The organism is Streptomyces sp. NPDC055189, assembly GCF_053606765.1.
Genome location: NZ_JBSGSG010000064.1, coordinates 1 through 17596, shown reverse-complemented (window position 1 = coordinate 17596; position 17596 = coordinate 1). Strand labels below are relative to the sequence as shown.

The following is a 17596-nucleotide window of genomic DNA, read 5'->3' as shown; positions in this document are numbered from 1 at the left end:
TAAGGGGGCGACGTCATCGTCGCCCCCATCTTTCCAGACTCGCCGGGCGGCTCCGGCCGCCCGCCACATACTGGATCCGGTCCGTCCGCGGGGGATGCCCCGGGGATGCCCTAGTCCAGGCCGAGGTCGTCCTTGGAGTACGCGAAGAGGTACGGCACCCCGGCGCCCTCGGTGATCTTCTCGCCCGCACCGGTGGCGCGGTCCACGATGGTCGCGACGCCGACCACCTCGGCCCCGGCCTCGCGCACGGCCTCGACGGCGGTGAGCGGGGAGCCGCCGGTGGTGGAGGTGTCCTCGACGACGAGAACGCGGCGCCCCTTGATGTCCGGGCCCTCGACGCGGCGCTGCATGCCGTGCGCCTTGGCGGCCTTGCGCACGACGAAGGCGTCGAGCCGCTTGCCGCGCGCGGCGGAGGCGTGCAGCATCGCGCCCGCGACGGGGTCGGCGCCCATGGTGAGGCCGCCCACGGCGTCGAATTCCAGGTCGGCGGTGAGGTCGAGAAGCACCTGGCCGACCAGGGGGGCGGCCTCGCCGTCGAGGGTGACGCGGCGCAGGTCGATGTAGTAATCGGCTTCGAGACCCGAGGAGAGGGTCACCTTGCCGTGCACCACGGCCTTGTCCTTGATCTGCTGCAGCAGGGCACCACGTACGTCGTCAGTCATGCCTGTCAGCTTAAAGCCGCGTCCAGCAGCTCAGAGCCGCGTCCAGGTCCAGGTCGTCGACGCCTCAAGGGGCTCGATGGGGGTGACCAGGCGGGGCAGGGTGTTCAGCCCGTTGGGCGGCCCGGTCTGCGGCTCCACGCACACGGCGGCTTCCTGCTCGTCGTACACGACGACCCACTGCTCGCGGCTCTTCACGCTGAGCTCAAGCTGCCCGGGCCAGGTGAGGGTGACGTCGACGCCGTCCGGCATCCCGAAGCAGTCGTCCCAGGGGCCGGGGGCGGGGGTGATGCGGTTGCCGGTGGGGAGGTGGTCGTCGCCGCGCTCCTCCTGCCAGGCGGCTTCGAAGTCGATGCGTACGTCCTCGCCGCCCTCGCCGCCCTCGCCCCCGAGGTTGCGGTTGAACCAGGGGTGCCAGCCCGCCTGGGCGGGGAAGGAGTCGCCGTACGTCTCGATGCCGAGGGTGAGGGTGAGGGAGTCCTCGGTGAGGGCGAAGATCTGGGTGACGCGGCCTTCGTAGGGCCAGGGGTCGGCGAGGTCGTAGGTGAACGCGGCCTCGCTCTTGGTGGCCCGGGCGGTGCGCCATGGAGCGTCCCTGGCGAAACCGTGGATGGCGTGGGGCGGGGAGTTGAGGGGCATCTGGTGGGTCGTGCCGCCGTTGCGGAACTTTCCCTCGCGGATGCGGCCGGCCCAGGGGGCCATGGGGAAGCAGCCGTAGCGCTCGCCCTGCCGCAGCAGCTCGACGCCGCCGACCCGAAGACTCCCCACCCGGCAGCCGTTCCCCGGCTGCAGCTCAACTTCCGCGTCGCCCGCGGTCAGTGTCACGTTTTCGCTACTCACGGGGTCGACCTTACGGGCAGGGGCCAATCACAGCCCGTCCGGCGTTTGAGGACATCTTGTCCGGGGTCCGGGGCGGGGCAGGGGAAAATCACCGCCGCCGACGCAACGCCCGCCCCGCCACGATCGCCGAGGCCAGCACCACCGCAGCCGCGGGCGCGGCCCACCGCAGGGTGGCCCTGGACGACAGGGACTCCGCGGCGGGCGCCGGCGCGTACCGCCCCCGGGGCGGCGCGTGGTCGACCTCCTCCGCGCTGCGCCCGATCATCGTCCGCCGAGCGTGCGCCGCCTCCGCGGGTGGCGCCAGAATGTCCTCGACGCTGACATCGACGTCATCATCGGCATCCCCGTCGAGCGACGAGGCAGGCACCTCCGTCTCGAAGACGGACGCCGCCTCCGCGGGCTCCACGGGCGCCAGGGGCTCCACGGGTTCGATGACCACGGGCTCGGGCTCGGGCGCCGCGGGCTCCGGCTCGGCCCCCCGCGCAAGCCCTTCCGCGAACCGCTCGAGAAGCCGCCGCACCGCATTCTCCACAGCCTGTGGAGAACTTTCGGCGACGCGCCCCTGCCCCGCCCCCGTCCCGGCGAAAACCAGCCGGGTCCCGCTGTCGTCCCCGGCAGGATCGAGCCGCACGGTGAGGGAGAGCTTCACGGAGCCGCCGCCCCGCACCTCCACGCCCTCGCCCTCGATCGCGAAGGAACCGTCGCCTCGCGCGGCAACCCGCGCGGCCCCGCGGTATGTGATCGTGTGACCGCCGACCCGCACCTTGAGACGGCCGGAGAGCGGACGGGCGGACTCGTCCGCGTCGCGCTGCAGTCCGGGCACCGCCCCAGCGACCTGCTCGGGGTCGCTCAGCACCTGCTGAAGACGGTCGGCGGGAACCGGAACGAACACCTCATGCTCCATGGCATCCGAGCCTACCCACGTGGCCGAGACCATGTACGTCAGTTCGTCAGTTCGCGTACCGCGGGTGTACCAGCGTGGAGGGGACAAGACCTCGTACCCTCGTCCGTTCGGCGGACACGACGCCCGCGGGCGGCAGCGCGGCGGCCCGGCTCGGCCCGATGACCGGGCGGGATCCGGACGAGCCGGACGCTCCGGACGCTCCGGATGACCCGAACGCTCCGGAGGCGAGCACGAAGCCCCAGTCGGTGGAGCGGCCCGCCACGCGGTACGGCTCGGTCAGCAGCCCCGCCGCCCGCAGCGTCGCCTCCACCGTCCAGAAGACGCGGGGCCTGTCGGCGACGGGACCGGCGTGCACGGTGAGACGGCCGCCCGCGGCCAGGGCCCGCCGCGCGAGGCCGTAGAACTCCTGGGAGTAGAGCTTGGCGCTCGCGGTGCTCACGGGATCCGGCAGATCGGAGATCACCACGTCGTACGTACGAGGGGGCGAGCGCAGCCAGCGGAACGCGTCGGCGTGCACCACCCGCACCCGGGGGTCGCGGTAGACCTGTTCGTTCAGCTCGCTCAGGGCCGGGTCTCGGCGCGCCAACCGCACGAGGCCGGGGTCGAGTTCGACGACGTCCACCCGCCGCACCCCCGGATGCCGCAGCACCTCGCGCGCCGCCAGGCCGTCGCCGCCGCCCAGGACCAGCACGCGCGCGTGCCTGCCGCCGGTCATCGCGGGGTCGACCAGCGCCCGGTGGTAGCGGTGCCCGTCCCGGCCGCTGACGCGCAGGCGCCCGTCGACGTAAAGATCGAGCGATTCGTTCCTTCCGCCGGTGAGGACCACTTCCTGGATGTCGGTGTGCACGGCGATCCGTACGTCCGTTCCGTAGACCGCGCGCCGCGCCGCCGCCTCGAAGTCGCCGACGAGCACGGCGGCCGAAGCGAGCAGGCCCAGGACCGTGACGTTCGCGACGAGGAGCACCCAGCGGCCGCGCGCGCTCAGGTCGTGCCGGAACAGGCCGAAGACGAGCGCCCCGCCCGCGACCGCGTTGACCGCGCCGGTGATCAGCGCCCCGGACAGCTGGCCGAGCAGGGGAAGCAGCAGGAAGGGGAAGGCGAGGCCGCCCACCAGCGCGCCCACGTAGTCGGCGGCGAACAGGTCCGACACGGCGCCGCTGGGGTCCTGCCGCTTGATCCGCTGGATGAGCACCATGAGGAGCGGGACCTCGGCGCCGATGAGCAGGCCGATGGCGAGCGAGAACGCGACGAGCAGATAGCGCGAACCGCCCGCCCAGACCTCGCCGTTGTCGCCGGTCCAGGCGAATGCCGCGTACAGAGCCATCGCGCTCAGCCCGCCGACCAGCGCGAGCGCCGACTCCACCAGGCCGAAGCCGACCGCCGCCCGGCAGCGCAGATGTTTGGCGAGCAGGGAGCCGATGCCCATGGCGAAGACCATCACCGAGAGGACGACCGACGCCTGTGTGACGGAGTCTCCGATCAGGTAGGAGGCGAGGGCGACCAATTCGAGTTCGTACACGAGACCGCAGGCCGCGCAGATGAAGACGCCCGCGAGGACGAGCAACCGCCCCGTCCGGGGTGTCACGGGTAAATGTGTTGACGGCTCGATCACCTTGGGAACGCTACGTCACCGAACTCTTACGCCCGGTCACCCACAAGGGTGCATCGCGGGCATTCGCACCCCCACGCGGGTACGGGTCGCGACGAGTTGCCCGTCTTGTGGGTAGGCGTGCCAGGTGCGCCACTGCACCGCGCCTTCGTGCCGCTGCGCCAGCATGGCCGTGAACGCGTGGGGACTGCCGGGGAAGACCCCGGCGAGGCCGTGCGGATGCTCGGCCACCAGGGCGAGCAACTCCTGTGCGCGGCCCGCGAACTGGCCGCGCGAGAGGGTTTCGACGCGGGCGGCGAATTCGTACTCCCAGTCGCCCAGGCGCTTGGAGACGCCGAGCGGAAGAGGCGTACTGCTGCCGGGGATGCAGGCGACGGTCTCGGAGCAGGTGCCCTGCTCCTCTTCGAGCAGCACTTGGTGCGAGGCGCCCAGGAGCCGCAACTCCATTCTCGCGTCGGCTAGTTCCAGTTCGAGTGTGGCGAGCGCGGGCAGCGGCTCACGCCCCAGAGTCCAGGCGAGGTCCGCGGCGCACGTGTCGGTGTAGACAGTCTTCAGGGTCGTGAGCATGGGTCGGCTCCGCTAACACGCAATGGAAGTGGTGCCGGCGCACCCGGTCGTCGGAGACCGGGAGGTCGGAATGCCGGCTCGTACCCACGAGACGTCCCTGTTGTCCAAGTAGTCCGTTTCGAGGGCGGCGCTGACGGTTAAGAGGGAATCATGGACTGCTGCACTGCCACAGCGTTTTTACCCAACTTCGGAGGGTTTCCACCCCCGCGGGGGCTGCACAGTTCAACTGTTCAATGACTCAACGACGAAGTGCCCGGCACGAGTTGCCTCGCACCGGGCACTTCAAACAACGGACGGACCAGCTGCCCCGTGTCAGCTGCCTCCGCCACCACCACACCCGCCACCGCCGCCACCGCCGCCGCAGGAGGAACCGCCACCACAGGACGACCCTCCGCCGCAGGAGCTGCCACCGCCGCTGTCACCGCCGCCGGCCCACCAACCACCACTGGAACCCGACGAGCCGGCCGACCCCGAGTACGTACCGCTGCCGCTTCCGCGCCCGGCGTACACAGCGAGTCCGACGACCAGAGCCACCGCGACAATCACGAAGACCAAGACCACGACCTTCACGCCCCTTTCCGTTCCCCCGAAGCAGGCCCCCCGTGGGTCCGCGTTCTTCTTTGTTGTTCGTGTTGCACTTGCGTGAAAGGGGAATGCCCCCGCGGCCGTCGGCCCAAAGCAGAGTTGAGCAACTCCAGAGGTTCGGCGCAGGATGGCGGTCATGACCTCCACTTCCGGGAGCGGGCGCCCGCTGCTCAATCGCCGCCTTGCCGAATTCGGTACGACTATTTTCGCCGAGATGTCCGCCCTTGCGGTGAAAACAGGCGCCATCAACCTCGGTCAGGGCTTTCCCGACACGGACGGTCCCGAGGAGATCCGCGAGGCCGCGGTCCGTGCCCTGCGCGACGGACGCGGCAACCAGTACCCGCCCGGCCCCGGCATCCCCGAGCTCCGCGCGGCGATCGCCGCCCACCAGCAGCACCGGTACGGCCTCGCGTACGACCCCGACCGCGAGGTCCTGGTCACGGCGGGCGCCACCGAGGCGATCGCGGCCTCGCTGCTCGCCCTGGTCGAGCCCGGCGACGAGGTCATCGCCCTGGAGCCGTACTACGACTCGTACGCGGCGTCGATCGCCCTCGCGGGCGGCAAGCGGGTCCCCGTGACGCTGCGCCCGGACGCCGCGGCAGGACGTTTCCGCCTCGACCTGGACGAGCTGCGCGACGCGATCACGCCGCACACCCGGCTGCTGCTCCTGAACACCCCGCACAACCCGACCGGCACGGTCCTGACCCGCGCCGAGCTCGCCGAGATCGCGAAGCTCGCGGTCGAGCGCGACCTCCTCGTGGTCACGGACGAGGTCTACGAGCACCTGGTCTTCGACGACGGCGAGGGCACGGAGCACATCCCTCTCGCCTCGTTCCCCGGCATGCGCGAGCGCACGGTGACGATCGGCTCCGCGGGCAAGACGTTCTCGTACACCGGCTGGAAGGTCGGCTGGATCACGTCCACGCCGGAGCTGGTGACGGCGGTCCGCTCGGCGAAGCAGTTCCTCACGTACGTCTCCTCGGGCCCGTTCCAGTACGCGATCGCCGAGGCCCTTGCCCTGCCGGACTCGTACTTCGCGGACTTCCGCGAGGGCATGCGCGCCAAGCGGGATCTGTTGAGCGAGGGCCTGACGGCGGCGGGCTTCGACGTCTACCGCCCGGCGGGCACGTACTTCGTCACCACCGACATCCGCCCCCTGGGAGAGTCCGACGGCTTCGCCTTCTGCCGGGCCCTGCCCGAGCGCGCCGGCGTCGTCGCCGTACCGAACGCGGTCTTCTACGACCACCGGGAGGCCGGGGCGCCGTTCGTGCGCTTCGCGTTCTGCAAGAAGGACGAGGTGCTTGCGGATGCGGTCTCGCGGTTGAAGTCGCTGTAGCAGTCGCGGGCGGACGTGCGAGAGCCCGGCCGGGGTGTCCCGGCCGGGCTCTCGTTCTGGCGTGACCTGCGCTGATCAGGCCTCGTCGTCGGGCTTCGCGTCACCCTCGGTGCCGTCCACCTCGGCCTCGAGGCCGAGCTGCTCGACGAGCCACTTGTCGAACTCGATGGCGGCCCGCACCCAGCTGACCGTCGACGACACGAAGTGCTCCAGGGAGACACCCGTGCCGATCAGCATCTGCGCCTCGCCGATGAGGCGGACGGTGCCGTCGTCGTGGGTGTGCGTGTAGACCTTCGGCCACAGGGTGCGGCGGTTCCAGTCGTCGATCGCTTCGAGGAGCTGCTGCTTCTCCTCGATGCCGTGCGCGCGGTCGTAGAACGTCCGCACCGAGAAGACCTGCTGGTCGCCCTCGCCACGGAACATGAAGTACGTGCGGAACTCCTCCCACGGCGCCGCGAGGTCACCCTCGTCGTCGACGACGTGCTTGAGCTCCATCTGGTCCAGGAGCTGCTTGACCAGGTCCTGGTCGGGGACAACGGGGCCCGCCGGTCCATCGCCCTGCTGCGGTTCGGGCTGTCCCCCGAAATTCGGAATCGAGGACGGGTCGATGCTCACGTGCTTAGTCCCTTCGTACGGATTCCGCCATCCTGCCCCATGTCGGGCGGGGGCCCGCAACCCCCGCCCCCGATGTGACCGGGTTATGCCGTCGAGAAGACCCTCACAGGGACTTTCCGGTGGTATTTCCAGCGGTATTTCCCGCGGCATTTCCGGCCGCCGGACCGACGATCAGATCGTCCCCGAAGGTGTCCACGCGCACCGTGTCCCCGTCCTTCACCTCGCCCGAGAGGATCTCCTTGGCGAGGCGGTCGCCGATGGACGTCTGGATGAGGCGGCGCAGCGGCCGTGCGCCGTACGCCGGGTCGTTGCCCTCGTCCGCCAGCCAGGCCAGCGCCTCGGGCGAGACGTCCAGCGTGAGCCGCCGCTCGGCCAGCCTCTTCGCGAGGCGGTCGATCTGCAGCTTCGCGATGTGCGCGAGCTCGTCCTTGTCGAGCGCCGAGAAGACCACGAGGTCGTCGAGCCGGTTCAGGAACTCCGGCTTGAAGGAAGCCCGTACGACGTCCAGGACCTGCTGCTTCTTCTCCTCCGGCGAGGTCGTCGGCTCGACGAGGTACTGGCTGCCGAGGTTGGACGTCAGGACGAGGATGGTGTTGCGGAAGTCCACCGTCCGCCCCTGCCCGTCGGTGAGGCGCCCGTCGTCGAGCACCTGCAGCAGTACGTCGAAGACCTCCGGATGCGCCTTCTCGACCTCGTCGAGGAGCACCACGCTGTACGGGCGCCGGCGCACGGCCTCGGTGAGCTGGCCGCCCTCCTCGTACCCGACGTAGCCGGGCGGGGCGCCGACGAGGCGGGACACGCTGTGCTTCTCGCCGTACTCGCTCATGTCGATGCGGACCATGGCGCGCTCGTCGTCGAAGAGGAAGTCCGCCAGTGCCTTCGCCAGCTCGGTCTTGCCGACGCCGGTCGGGCCGAGGAAGAGGAAGGACCCGGTGGGCCGGTCGGGGTCGGCGATCCCGGCCCTTGTACGGCGCACGGCGTCCGACACCGCCTGCACGGCCTCGGTCTGCCCGATGAGCCGCTTGCCGAGCTCTTCCTCCATGCGGAGCAGCTTCTGCGTCTCGCCCTCCAGGAGGCGTCCGGCGGGGATGCCGGTCCAGGCGGCGACCACATCGGCGATGTCGTCGGGGCCGACCTCCTCCTTGACCATGGTGTCCTTCGAGACCTCTTCCTCGGCCTCGGAGGCGACCTCAAGGTCGTGTTCGAGCGTGGGGATCTCGCCGTAGAGCAGCTTGCTCGCGGTGTCGAAGTCGCCGTCGCGCTGGGCGCGCTCGGCCTGGCCGCGCAGCTCGTCGAGCTTCTCCTTCAGCTCACCGACGCGGTTGAGGGACTGCTTCTCCTTCTCCCAGCGCGCGTTGAGCCCGCGCAGCTCCTCCTCCTTGTCGGCGAGGTCGCGCCGCAGCCGCTCCAAGCGCTCCTTGCTCGCGGGGTCGGTCTCCTTGCTGAGCGCCAGCTCCTCCATCTTCAGGCGGTCGACGGAGCGCTGGAGCTCGTCGATCTCCAGGGGCGAGGAGTCGATCTCCATGCGCAGCCGGGACGCGGCCTCGTCGACGAGGTCGATGGCCTTGTCGGGCAGGAAGCGCGAGGTGATGTACCGGTCGGAGAGCGCGGCGGCGGCGACGAGCGCGCTGTCGGCGATCTGAACCTTGTGGTGGGCTTCGTAGCGCCCCTTGAGCCCGCGGAGAATCGCGATCGAATCCTCGACGGTCGGCTCGTCGACCAGGACCTGCTGGAAGCGGCGCTCCAGGGCGGGGTCCTTCTCGATGCGCTCGCGGTACTCGTCGAGGGTGGTCGCGCCGACCATCCGCAGCTCGCCGCGGGCGAGCATGGGCTTGAGCATGTTGCCGGCGTCCATGGCGGAGTCGCCCCCGGCGCCCGCTCCGACGACGGTGTGCAGCTCGTCGATGAAGGTGATGATCTGCCCGTCGCTCTCCTTGATCTCGGAGAGGACGGTCTTGAGCCGCTCCTCGAACTCGCCGCGGTACTTCGCGCCCGCGACCATCGCACCCAGGTCGAGCGAGACGAGCCGCTTGTTCTTCAGGGACTCGGGGACGTCGCCCTTCACGATGCGCTGGGCGAGCCCTTCGACGACGGCGGTCTTGCCGACGCCGGGTTCGCCGATGAGGACGGGGTTGTTCTTCGTGCGCCGGGACAGGACCTGCACCACGCGCCGGATCTCCTGGTCACGCCCGATGACGGGGTCGAGCTTTCCTTCCCTGGCGGCAGCGGTGAAGTCGGTCCCGAATTTCTCCAGGGCCTTGTACTGGCCCTCCGGGTCCTGGTTGGTCACCCGGCGTCCTCCCCTTGCCTTCTCGAACGCGTCGAGCAGCTTCTTCGCACTGGCCCCGTTCTTGCTCAGGACCTCACCGGCGGAGCCGCCCTTCGCGGCGATGCCGATCAGCAGATGCTCGGTGGAGAGGTAATCATCGCCCAGCTCCTTCGCGCGCTTCGAGGCGTCGGCGATGACCGCGAGCAGATCGCGGTTGGGCTGCGGCGGTGCGACGGTGGAACCCGTGACGCTGGGCAGGCTCCCCAGTACCCGCTCGGCGTCGGCGCGGACGGCGGCCTGGTCGGCCTCGACCGCGACGAGCAGGTCGGTGATGTTCTCGTTGTCCTGCCCCTCCAGCAGCGCGAGCAGCAGATGCGCGGGGGTCAGGTCGGCGTGCCCTTCCTGTACGGCCCGGCTGCTGGCCGCGTTGATCGCGTCCCGGCTCCTGTTGGTCAGCTCGGCGTCCACGTGAGTCGTCTCCTCCTTGCGATCCTTGCGATCCGTATGACCCGGTGGTTCGGGTGACCCGGCGATTCGGGTGACCCAGCCCACCTGCTTTAAACAGCGTACATAAAGTTGAGTCTATTCCACTCAAGAATGCCGGACGGCGGCTAACGGGTGCCGGACGGCTCAGGGAGGCCGAACGGTTAAGTTCCCTGCATGGCCATCGACCCGCATCACCCGACGCCCGCCTACCTCAGCTTCTGGCGCGAGCGGCATCTGTGCACGCTGACGACACCGCGCCCCGACGGCACCCCGCACGTCGTGCCGGTCTGCGTGACGTACGACCCGGAGGCGGGGGTGGCCCGCGTACTGGCGAGCAGGTCGAGCACGAAGGTCAAAAACGTCCTCGCGGCGACGGCAGGCGACGGGACCGGGGCGCGGGTGGCGGTCTGCCAGGTCGACGGGCGGCGCTGGGCGACGCTGGAGGGGATCGCGCGCGTACGCACGGAGGCGGCGGAGATCGCGGAGGGCGAGCGGCGCTACGAGGAGCGGTACGGCAAGCCGCCGAGGGTGAATCCGAACCGGGCGGTCATCGAGATCTCGCTGACGCGGGCGATGGGCACGCGGTCACTGGGCGAGGAGTAGCCGTACGCCGGGGCGCACCCGGCACACACCGCACACACCACACACACCACAGCGGCGCCACCGTGTTCAGGTCCACGGTGGCGCCGCTGCTGGGGGAAGCACCTGCGCGATGTACAACGACGGGGGATCGCGTCAGGCGCTGCGGGGGGTGGCTGTGATGGCTCTTGTAGTGCTGGAACTCTTTTCCTGCTGCTCACCGGGCTGGCCGGGGTCACCGACAAGCTGGTGGTCACGACGGTCGAGATTGACGAAGACCATCCCGTACCGAATGGCACACCGCACGGGCTGCGGGGCGCCTCGCGGCTTGCGGAGGCACCGGTAGGCCCGGATCTCCTCCTCTTCGTCACGGGTGACGACCACCGGCTCACCGAGAAGCGTGACCATCAACGAGTCGCCTGCGTGGGGTATCGCGGTGGCGAGATCGATGAAGTGCCAACCGGAGCGGTAGGCGGTGGCCATTTCCCGTCGGAAGGTGCGGTCGTCGGGCGGGGTACTCATGCGCCTGCTCCCGCCGGGGCGACGCCCCAGACCAGATCCCCCGGCAGGGCCGAAACAGAAGGCGCCTTCGCGGGCTTTGCCCCCCAGACGAGATCACACGTAGTCACCGCGCCCAGGGCAAGCCCTGCGGAGAAGGTGGTGACAAGCACCGAGCGAAGCATGCGCTTAAACATGGTCGGCTTCGTCCTCACTTGGTAGGTTCCTCTCCCCCGGCTCAACAAGACGATGTCTCAATTCAGCACGTCAAAGCCACAGGGTGGATGCATCATGTTCCTGCACGTTCAGGACCCTGGGGGGTGGAGATTTGCTTACAACAGGTGCAATACCGACACATCCTCACCCCTCAACCCCACTTTGTGTCGAGGGGTCCGAGCTGTATGCCACTGCTCTGCGCACGGGACGCCTGATGCGCGCAGAGGCCGAGAAAGTTCCTTGCCTAGCGGAATCCGGGCTCGTACATCCGGATCCCGACGACGCCGACTGGCTGCGTCCCGTACCTCCGTCGGCCGCGCTCGCCCAACGACTGCATCCCCTCGAGCGCGAAATCCAGGAACGTCGAAGGATCGCCGTTGAACTAACCGATGTCTTCGAGCCATTCATGGCGATCACCTCGCAGATGGAGCCGACCACTCAAGGGTTCACCGTCCTGGAGGGAGACGCCCGGATCGGCGCGACCATCGAACGGGCCACGGCGGAGTGCCGTTCCGAGATCCTCACGATCCAGCCCGGCGGCGGACGCAGCGAGAACGTGCTCAACCTGGCGATGAAGCGCGGCCAGACCGTCATCGACCGCGGCATCACCATGCGTACTCTCTACCAGCACACCGTCAGGCACAGTCAGGGAACGCTGGCCTACGCGGCGCGGATGGCTCAGGGGAACGTCGAGGTACGGACCCTGGAGGAGCTGATCGACCGGATGATGATCTTCGATCGGACGGTCGCCCTGATTCCCGCGCACACCCGTCAGGACGCGGCTCTGGAGCTTCGCCACCCCGGCCTCATCGAGTACCTGGCCAAGGTCTTCGAGCAACTCTGGAACCGGGCTACCCCGCTGGTCGACGATGTGCCCTACGCGCCACCCACCAACGGCATCACCGGCGTGCAGCGCACGATCGCCAGAATGCTCATCGAAGGCCACGTCGCCGAGGCCATCGCCCGCCGCCTCGGCATGAACGTCCGCACCTGCCGCGCTCACATCGCCAAGATCGCCGCCGCGCTGGGGAGCGGCAGCCGTGCACAACTCGGCTACCTGATCGCCCAGTCCGGAATCCTCGACAAGGATCAGTGAAACTCGGTCGGGGGAGCGAGCGGAACATGACGTTGCAGTCCCATGCGCACGGAGCCGACGATCTGTGCACGGCGGGCACCGCCCTGTACGAACGCGCTCTGGCAGAGGGGCGCATCCGCAGCGAGGCAGCTGAAGCGGCGCCCTGTCTGATCCGCTTCGGGCTCCTGCGGGCCGACGCCGACGACCCGGCCTGGCTGCGGCCCACCGCGCCCGCGCTCGCCCTCCCCCGGCTGCTCGAAACCATCGGGCACCGCATCGCGCGGCACCGGAGCCGCGGGGCGAGCCTGGCCACGACGTTCGAGTCGCTCATGGCTCTCGCCCCCCGCCATGCCGACCCCGCCGGCTCCTCCGCCATCACCGTGCTGAACGGACTGCCCGTCATCCAGGAGGCGGTGGCGCGGGCGCTGGCCGACACCAGCCAGGAAATGCTTTCGATCCAGCCCGGCGGCTTCCGGCCTCCCGAGGTGCTCGCCAAATCGCTGCCCGACGCGAAAGGCGCCCTCGCCCGAGGCGGTCGTATGCGCACGCTGTACCAGCACACCTCGCGCCATTCGCTGTCCGTGTTCGGCTACCACGACCAGCTCCAGGGAGACACCGAGGTCCGCACGCTCGACGAGGTCACCGAGCGCCTCTTCGTCTTCGACCGCGTGGTCGCCTTCATACCGGCGAGCAAGGATCGCAGCGTCGCCCTCGAGATCCGCCTCCCCGCACTCGTCGAGCACCTCGCCGCCGGCTTCGAGTGCCTCTGGAGCCTGGCCACGCCGATGTACCCGCACGCGGAGGAATTGCCGTCGAGCAACGGCATCACGACTCGCCAGCAGGCCATCGCGTATCTCCTGGTGGACGGGCTCACGGACTCGGAGATCGCACTGCGGCTCGGCATGAACGTCCGTACGGCCCGCGTGCACATCGCCAAGCTCTCCTCCGTCCTCGGCAGCAGCAGCCGGGCCCAGCTCGGCTACCTCATCGGCCGGTCGGGCATCCTGAGGCGCCAGGACTGACAGCCGGAGGGACGACGAGATGGCCGGACAGCACATCGCCCACGGCGCCGACACACTCTGCGAAGCGGGCGCCGCCGTCTATGAGCGTGCCCTGCTCGACGGGCGCATCCCCCGTCACGACGCCGACCGGGCCCCCTGCCTGATCGACCACGGGCTCCTGCACCCGGACATCGACGACATGAGGTGGCTGCGCCCCACCGCGCCCGCGGTCGCCCTGCCGCGGCTCCTGGACGGCATCGAGAAGGCCATCGCCGAGGAGCGTGATTACGAGGCGCGGCTGACCAAGGCCTTCGAGCCGCTGACGGCTCTCGGCAACCACCCGGCTCCCGCGTCCGGCACCTCCGGAATCACCGTCCTGGACGGCCTCCCCCGTATCACCGATGCCGTCAGCCGGGCGATGGCCGACGCCACGGAGGAAATGCTGACGGTGCGCCCGGGCAGCCTCCGCGCACCCGCACTTCCACCCGCCTCACCGGCAGGCCAACAGTCCATGCTGACTCGGGGCTGCCGACTTCGCAGCCTCCGCCCGCACCCGGCACGTCACCCGCTACCCGCCCCCGCCCACTACGAGCAGTTCAACGGCGACATCGAGATTCGCACCCTCGACGACGTCAGCGATCACCTGATCGTCCTGGACCGCACGGTGGCGTTCATCCCCGCCCACCGCACCGATGCCGTGGCACTCGAACTCCGCAACCCCGCCGTGGTGGACTTCCTCGTCACGACGTTCGAACGCCTGTGGCGCCTGGCCACGCCGCTGTACCCGGGCGCCGCACACCGCCTCCCGGAGGGCGGCGTCACCCCCCGCCAACGTGCGATCGCCACCCTGCTCACCGAGGGCCTGACCGACGCCGACATCGCCGACCGCCTCGGCATGAACATCCGCACCGCACGCATCCACATAGCAGCCCTGGCCGAAACCCTCGGCAGCGAAAGCCGAGCCCAACTCGGCTACCTCATAGGCCAATCAGGAATCCTGGACACAGGAAAGTGAACTTCCGCAGGGCCACGACCTCTACCCGCGCCGCGCCCCCGTGATCGCCTCCCCGATCGTGAACCCCTTGGCGGGCCCTTCGGGGATCGCAACCTCGGTCCCGTACGGGACCCGGTGTACGCCTACCCAGTCCGCCTTCTCCGGCTGCGGTTCGGTCAGGACGGTGACGGTGCCTTCGCCGTCGTGGTCGTCGATGATCACGTAGACGGGGATACCCGCGCGGGCGTACTCGCGGCGCTTCCGCGCCCGGTCCCGCCTGCGGCATTCATGCCCCGGCGAGACAACCTCGACGACGAGATTCACCCCGGACGCCTTGACGCCTACACCTTCGTCGTCGGCATGGGCCTTCAGTTCCCTTGGAGCGACGAGACAGTCCGGGGTCCACGTCTGGCGGCCGCGGACCACGTTCAGGTTGTTGTAAGGCGCGTACGGGCCTGCGGCGAGCGCCAACGCCATGGCGTCCCGTAGCCGGTTGACGGTCTGCGCGTGGGCAATGCGACCAGTTGGCGACAACTCGATGGCTCCCTCGATGATCTCAGCGCGGTAGCCCTCGGGGAGTTCCATGGCCTTCCACGCCTGCCACAGCACCTCGTCCTGTTCAGCAAGGCCGGTCTCGTAGGCGCGGGCATCGGTTCTGGTGTCAGACATGGTGAGGCGCACCTCCATTCCGTGTGGGCTTGGCGTCCCTGGGGCACAAGCAACGCGATCACGGTAGGTACGGCGATGGGGCCGACCAGGGGATACGCGGCCCTGCTCACCCGATGCGGTGAGGGCGAAACGGTCCTCCGGGCACGGCCTCTCCCAGCTCGAACCACACCCCCTTCGCGTACCGCCCCGCCCTGTCGTCCGCGACGCCCCACGTGTCGGCCAGTTCCGCGACCAGGGCCAGCCCTCGCCCCCAGCAGGCGGCCGCCCCTGCTGCGGGGTGCGCCACGACCGGCGGGTCCGGGCTCTCGTCGAAGACCGTTACCCGCAGGCGGGTGAGGGTCAGCAGGATGCGGAGCATCGCGGAGCCCTTGGTGTGCAGGTGCACGTTCGTGATGAGTTCCGAGGTGCAGAGGGTCGCCGGCATGACCAGGGGCTCTCTGTCCAAGGTGCGCAGGACGGTGCGTACGAAGTCCCGGCCGACCTTGGGGGAGGTCGCGTCCCCCGGCGTGAACAGGCTGTAGTCGTAGACCAGTTGGGCGTGGCGGTGGGCGGTGCGAGGGCGGTCTGCGGGCATGACGGTTGCTCCCGTCGGGAGGGGTGGGGGAGGTGGTGCGCGCCCCTTGCCGGGCGATGGCGTTGCCCATGCGCGCCCGGGTGGCGCGGTGGGTGCCTTTCGGCTTGTGGGCAGGGGGAGTTGGGCGGCTCCAGTGAGTAACTGGCTCTACACCCAAGGTAATGGTGGAGGTTTACAATATTCAAGCTATTCGCCGCGATCGGTGGACGAACTCCCCCCATCTGGGGAGACTTTGAGCGACTGAACGAGGAGTAGCCCGTGGGACTGCGCACCACCATCAGCGAACGACAGCGACGACTCGGCTCCGAGCTCAAACAACTGCGCGAACAGAGGGGTCTGAGCGCCGGGGAAGCCGCGGAGCGGATCGGCATGGGCCGTGCCCAGCTCAGCCAGATCGAGACCGCGAAGACGACGATCCTGACGGGCCGCCTCCGCGAGCTGTGCCAGCTATACAGATGCACAAATGCGACCTACGTTGACGGTCTCGTCGCTCTATCCGAGTCAACGGGAAAAGGGTGGTGGAGCGCCTACAGGAACCGCATTGGCGTGGGAGCCCTCGACCTCGCGGAGCTGGAAGCCGGCTCAACGCAGTTGCGAGCACATGAATCCCTGCTGATCCCCGGACTGCTGCAAACCGAGGAGTACACCCGCGCCATCCTCGCCAGCGCCAAGCCGGCCCACGGCTCCATCGACGATGCCGTCACCTTCCGGGCAAGGCGGCAGCACATCCTCACCGGAGACAACCCGCCGACCTTCCACGCGGTCATTCACGAAGGCGCCCTGCGGATGCGGTTCGGCGGCCCTTCCGTCATGCGTGCGCAACTACTGCGCCTGATCGAACTGGCACGGCTCCCCCATGTGACCATCCAGATCTTCCCGTACGAGGCCGACGCCTACGCCGCGTACACCGGCAACTTCCTCTACGCCAGGCCCACCGTCGACCGGCTGAGCACCGTCGTACTGGAACACCCCATCGCGTCCCTGCACCTCGGGGACAACGAGCACCTTGCCGAGTACGGCGCGCTGTTCGATGCTCTGACCGAGCGCGCACTCAGCCCCATCGACGCGCAAGCAGCCCCAGAGACACATGCGGCGAAGGACTCACTGGCCCTGGTCCAGCACGTGCTCTACACCTTCTGAGGAAAGCCGACAATGTTCCAGCTCACCTGGCAGAAGTCGTCGTTCAGCGGCGGCGCCGAAGGCAACTGCCTCTACATAGCCACCGCCCCCGACGGCACAATCCGCCTCCGCGAGAGCGACACCCCGGACACCATCCTGACCACCGCCCCCGGCCCCCTCGCCGCCCTCCTAAAGTCCCTCTCCCCCACGACCCGCACCCGAATGCCTACGCACTGAAGGAGCCACAAATGCCCCGCCTGAACTGGCAAAAGTCCTCATTCAGCGGTGGCCCGGAGAGTAACTGCCTCTACATAGCCACCGCCCCCGACGGCACAATCCGCCTCCGCGAGAGCGACGCCCCGGACACGACCCTCACCACCGCCCCCGGCCCCCTCGCCGCCCTCCTGACGTCCCTCTCCCCGGCGAACCTAGACGTCGGCGGTTTCGGTCCAGCGGCGTAGCAGTTCTTCCCGCTTCGCCGCCCCCGGCGACCCGCCCTCGTGTCCGCGGCCCCACTCCGCCATCGCCGCCAGCGTGGTCCACAGAGTGCCCGCGCCTTCCGTGAGGCGGGACAGGAGGGCCAGGGACAGGTCGCGCTCCGTCTCGGAGTAGCCCGCCGCCGCTGCCGAGTACACCGTCAGGTCCGTGTCACCCTCGGCGTCCGTCACGCGCAGCGTCATCATCGGCGCTTCGTCGCTCCCGCCGAGACCCCCCGCGAGTACCGCGTTCACCAGGACACCCACTTGGCGCTGCAGGGACTTCATGGGGACATCCCGCGCCGTCAGAGCGTGGACGTCCTCCCAGGGCCACAGGCCCTCCTGCTTGTCGCCCAGCGCCACCACGCCCTCCGGCGTGAGCCGCACCCCCGCCGCGAGGCCCGACGGCTTCGCGCCCACGTACACATCGCCCTCGGCGATCCAGAACAGGCCCACCATGGCCATCTTCCGCTCAACTCCCCCTGTACAGCACAAAAATGTGAGTGGGGGCCGGGAAGCATGCGC

At 69.4% G+C, this 17596-nt stretch carries 19 protein-coding genes; 8 read left to right on the top strand and 11 right to left on the bottom strand.

Going from position 1 to position 17596, the window contains the following annotated elements:
- Positions 1-110: 110 nt before the first annotated feature.
- The 5 genes from pyrE to ACWFR3_RS33115 form a co-directional block, all read right to left on the bottom strand.
- Complete coding sequence (gene pyrE, locus ACWFR3_RS33135; RefSeq protein WP_453738375.1) at positions 111-662, bottom strand: orotate phosphoribosyltransferase; 552 nt, start codon at positions 660-662, stop codon at positions 111-113.
- A gap of 30 nt (positions 663-692) precedes the next feature.
- Positions 693-1499 (bottom strand): aldose epimerase family protein, encoded by an 807-nt coding sequence (locus tag ACWFR3_RS33130; RefSeq protein WP_453738374.1) that lies wholly within the window; start codon positions 1497-1499, stop codon positions 693-695.
- An 88-nt stretch (positions 1500-1587) separates the two neighbouring features.
- Entirely contained in the window at positions 1588-2403 is an 816-nt protein-coding gene (locus ACWFR3_RS33125) for an SRPBCC family protein (RefSeq protein ID WP_453738373.1), read from the bottom strand.
- Between the two features lie 46 nt (positions 2404-2449).
- Entirely contained in the window at positions 2450-4015 is a 1566-nt protein-coding gene (locus ACWFR3_RS33120) for a polyamine aminopropyltransferase (protein WP_453738372.1), read from the bottom strand.
- 36 nt (positions 4016-4051) lie between these two features.
- Positions 4052-4579 (bottom strand): DUF2617 family protein, encoded by a 528-nt coding sequence (locus ACWFR3_RS33115; RefSeq protein ID WP_453738371.1) that lies wholly within the window; start codon positions 4577-4579, stop codon positions 4052-4054.
- A gap of 721 nt (positions 4580-5300) precedes the next feature.
- Between ACWFR3_RS33115 and ACWFR3_RS33110 the strand changes: the two genes are divergently transcribed.
- Positions 5301-6500, top strand: a complete 1200-nt coding sequence (locus ACWFR3_RS33110) for a pyridoxal phosphate-dependent aminotransferase (protein ID WP_453738370.1) — start codon at positions 5301-5303, stop codon at positions 6498-6500.
- Between the two features lie 75 nt (positions 6501-6575).
- Here the strand turns inward: ACWFR3_RS33110 and ACWFR3_RS33105 are convergent, their stop codons facing one another.
- Together ACWFR3_RS33105 and clpB are read right to left on the bottom strand one after the other, a co-directional pair.
- Positions 6576-7115 carry a YbjN domain-containing protein gene (locus ACWFR3_RS33105; RefSeq protein ID WP_190084111.1) on the bottom strand — a complete coding sequence of 180 codons (540 nt, stop codon included), beginning with the start codon at positions 7113-7115 and terminating at the stop codon, positions 6576-6578.
- A gap of 103 nt (positions 7116-7218) precedes the next feature.
- A complete protein-coding gene (gene clpB / locus ACWFR3_RS33100) occupies positions 7219-9852 on the bottom strand; it encodes an ATP-dependent chaperone ClpB (RefSeq protein ID WP_453738369.1) in 2634 nt (877 codons plus the stop codon).
- 192 nt (positions 9853-10044) lie between these two features.
- Here clpB and ACWFR3_RS33095 point away from each other — a divergent pair, with 192 nt between their 5' ends.
- Positions 10045-10473 carry a pyridoxamine 5'-phosphate oxidase family protein gene (locus ACWFR3_RS33095; RefSeq protein WP_453738368.1) on the top strand — a complete coding sequence of 143 codons (429 nt, stop codon included), beginning with the start codon at positions 10045-10047 and terminating at the stop codon, positions 10471-10473.
- A gap of 132 nt (positions 10474-10605) precedes the next feature.
- Here ACWFR3_RS33095 and ACWFR3_RS33090 read toward each other — a convergent pair whose 3' ends face one another.
- Entirely contained in the window at positions 10606-10971 is a 366-nt protein-coding gene (locus ACWFR3_RS33090; RefSeq protein WP_453738367.1) for a hypothetical protein, read from the bottom strand.
- Between the two features lie 373 nt (positions 10972-11344).
- On the opposite strand from ACWFR3_RS33090, the gene ACWFR3_RS33085 reads away from it, so the two are divergent.
- From ACWFR3_RS33085 to ACWFR3_RS33075, 3 genes are read left to right on the top strand one after another with little or no spacing between them, the layout of a single operon-like run.
- A complete protein-coding gene (locus tag ACWFR3_RS33085) occupies positions 11345-12259 on the top strand; it encodes a helix-turn-helix transcriptional regulator (protein ID WP_453738411.1) in 915 nt (304 codons plus the stop codon).
- Between the two features lie 26 nt (positions 12260-12285).
- Positions 12286-13260: a helix-turn-helix transcriptional regulator gene (locus ACWFR3_RS33080; RefSeq protein ID WP_453738366.1), complete on the top strand. Its 975-nt coding sequence runs from the start codon at positions 12286-12288 to the stop codon at positions 13258-13260.
- 19 nt (positions 13261-13279) lie between these two features.
- Positions 13280-14254 (top strand): LuxR C-terminal-related transcriptional regulator, encoded by a 975-nt coding sequence (locus tag ACWFR3_RS33075; RefSeq protein ID WP_453738365.1) that lies wholly within the window; start codon positions 13280-13282, stop codon positions 14252-14254.
- Between the two features lie 21 nt (positions 14255-14275).
- Here the strand turns inward: ACWFR3_RS33075 and ACWFR3_RS33070 are convergent, their stop codons facing one another.
- Together ACWFR3_RS33070 and ACWFR3_RS33065 are read right to left on the bottom strand one after the other, a co-directional pair.
- Positions 14276-14902 (bottom strand): Uma2 family endonuclease, encoded by a 627-nt coding sequence (locus ACWFR3_RS33070; protein ID WP_453738364.1) that lies wholly within the window; start codon positions 14900-14902, stop codon positions 14276-14278.
- 106 nt (positions 14903-15008) lie between these two features.
- Complete coding sequence (locus ACWFR3_RS33065) at positions 15009-15476, bottom strand: ATP-binding protein (protein WP_453738363.1); 468 nt, start codon at positions 15474-15476, stop codon at positions 15009-15011.
- Positions 15477-15734: 258 nt separating this feature from the next.
- On the opposite strand from ACWFR3_RS33065, the gene ACWFR3_RS33060 reads away from it, so the two are divergent.
- The 3 genes from ACWFR3_RS33060 to ACWFR3_RS33050 are packed head-to-tail and all read left to right on the top strand — an operon-like array spanning position 15735 to position 17056.
- Positions 15735-16616, top strand: a complete 882-nt coding sequence (locus ACWFR3_RS33060) for a helix-turn-helix domain-containing protein (protein ID WP_453738362.1) — start codon at positions 15735-15737, stop codon at positions 16614-16616.
- Positions 16617-16628: 12 nt separating this feature from the next.
- Positions 16629-16832 carry a DUF397 domain-containing protein gene (locus tag ACWFR3_RS33055; protein WP_453738361.1) on the top strand — a complete coding sequence of 68 codons (204 nt, stop codon included), beginning with the start codon at positions 16629-16631 and terminating at the stop codon, positions 16830-16832.
- 11 nt (positions 16833-16843) lie between these two features.
- Positions 16844-17056: a DUF397 domain-containing protein gene (locus tag ACWFR3_RS33050; protein WP_453738360.1), complete on the top strand. Its 213-nt coding sequence runs from the start codon at positions 16844-16846 to the stop codon at positions 17054-17056.
- On the opposite strand, the gene ACWFR3_RS33045 is transcribed toward ACWFR3_RS33050, so the two are convergent.
- Entirely contained in the window at positions 17024-17536 is a 513-nt protein-coding gene (locus tag ACWFR3_RS33045; RefSeq protein WP_453738359.1) for a hypothetical protein, read from the bottom strand. The two genes, ACWFR3_RS33050 and ACWFR3_RS33045, sit on opposite strands and share 33 nt — an antisense overlap.
- Positions 17537-17596 lie beyond the last annotated feature (60 nt).

What these genes read in the sequence shown, in the direction of transcription:
- pyrE (WP_453738375.1), bottom strand. Translation starts at nt 662, where the DNA reads ATGACTGACGACGTACGTGGTGCCCTGCTGCAGCAGATCAAGGACAAG.
- ACWFR3_RS33080 (WP_453738366.1), top strand. Translation starts at nt 12,286, where the DNA reads ATGACGTTGCAGTCCCATGCGCACGGAGCCGACGATCTGTGCACGGCG.
- ACWFR3_RS33125 (WP_453738373.1), bottom strand. Translation starts at nt 2,403, where the DNA reads ATGGAGCATGAGGTGTTCGTTCCGGTTCCCGCCGACCGTCTTCAGCAG.
- ACWFR3_RS33095 (WP_453738368.1), top strand. Translation starts at nt 10,045, where the DNA reads ATGGCCATCGACCCGCATCACCCGACGCCCGCCTACCTCAGCTTCTGG.
- ACWFR3_RS33065 (WP_453738363.1), bottom strand. Translation starts at nt 15,476, where the DNA reads ATGCCCGCAGACCGCCCTCGCACCGCCCACCGCCACGCCCAACTGGTC.
- ACWFR3_RS33045 (WP_453738359.1), bottom strand. Translation starts at nt 17,536, where the DNA reads ATGGCCATGGTGGGCCTGTTCTGGATCGCCGAGGGCGATGTGTACGTG.
- ACWFR3_RS33055 (WP_453738361.1), top strand. Translation starts at nt 16,629, where the DNA reads ATGTTCCAGCTCACCTGGCAGAAGTCGTCGTTCAGCGGCGGCGCCGAA.
- ACWFR3_RS33070 (WP_453738364.1), bottom strand. Translation starts at nt 14,902, where the DNA reads ATGTCTGACACCAGAACCGATGCCCGCGCCTACGAGACCGGCCTTGCT.
- ACWFR3_RS33110 (WP_453738370.1), top strand. Translation starts at nt 5,301, where the DNA reads ATGACCTCCACTTCCGGGAGCGGGCGCCCGCTGCTCAATCGCCGCCTT.
- ACWFR3_RS33075 (WP_453738365.1), top strand. Translation starts at nt 13,280, where the DNA reads ATGGCCGGACAGCACATCGCCCACGGCGCCGACACACTCTGCGAAGCG.
- ACWFR3_RS33115 (WP_453738371.1), bottom strand. Translation starts at nt 4,579, where the DNA reads ATGCTCACGACCCTGAAGACTGTCTACACCGACACGTGCGCCGCGGAC.
- ACWFR3_RS33090 (WP_453738367.1), bottom strand. Translation starts at nt 10,971, where the DNA reads ATGAGTACCCCGCCCGACGACCGCACCTTCCGACGGGAAATGGCCACC.
- ACWFR3_RS33050 (WP_453738360.1), top strand. Translation starts at nt 16,844, where the DNA reads ATGCCCCGCCTGAACTGGCAAAAGTCCTCATTCAGCGGTGGCCCGGAG.